At 72.2% G+C, this 640-nt stretch carries 1 protein-coding gene and 1 pseudogene; both read left to right on the top strand.

Features of this window, described 5'->3' with window-relative positions; all coding sequences use genetic code 11:
* Positions 1-462, top strand: a 462-nt coding sequence (locus N801_RS22180) for an ABC transporter permease (protein ID WP_033491808.1), incomplete at its 5' end; no start/stop codon positions are given.
* Positions 459-640 (top strand): annotated as a pseudogene (locus N801_RS22175) (hypothetical protein); the annotation flags it as partial. The gene N801_RS22180 and the pseudogene N801_RS22175, both read left to right, overlap by 4 nt.

The following is a 640-nucleotide window of genomic DNA, read 5'->3' as shown; positions in this document are numbered from 1 at the left end:
CTGCTGCTGTCGCTGATGGTGATCACCGTGCTGGGCTTCGGCACCGTCAACGTGGCGCTGGCCGCCGGCGTGGCCACCATCGCCACGTTTGCGCGGCTGATGCGGGCCGAAGTGCTGCGGATCAAGGCGAACGCCTATGTCGAGGCGGCCTTCGGCAGCGGCGAGCGCTGGTTCTCGGTGCTGCGCCGCCACATCGTGCCCAACGCCGCCGGCCCCGTGCTGGTGCTGGCGGGCCTGGAACTGGGCGCCGCCATCCTCGCGGTATCGGCGCTGAGCTTCCTGGGCTTCGGCGCCGCGCCGCCCGCGCCCGAGTGGGGCACGCTGGTGGCCGAAGGGCGCAATTACCTGGTGCGCGCCTGGTGGCTGACCGCCATGCCGGGCGGCGTGATCATCCTGGTGGTGCTGTCCACCAACAGTCTGGGCAAGGCCTTTGAACGGCGGCGCCTGCGGGGGGCACGATGAACCTGAACACGGTGACGGCGCTGTCCGTCCAACGCGGCGAAACGGCGGCGGCGCAGCCGCTGCTGGCCGTGCGCGACCTGCACGTGGCCTATCAGGCCGGGCGCCAATGGGCGCACGCCGTGCGCGGCGTGTCGCTGCACGTGGACCCCGGCGAGGTGCTGGCCATCGTCGGCGAGTC

It is taken from the genome of Knoellia aerolata DSM 18566 (assembly GCF_000768695.1).
Classification (GTDB): domain Bacteria; phylum Actinomycetota; class Actinomycetes; order Actinomycetales; family Dermatophilaceae; genus Knoellia; species Knoellia aerolata.
The sequence above is the reverse complement of the archived record's forward strand: the minus strand, read 5'-3'. Positions and strand labels throughout refer to the sequence as shown.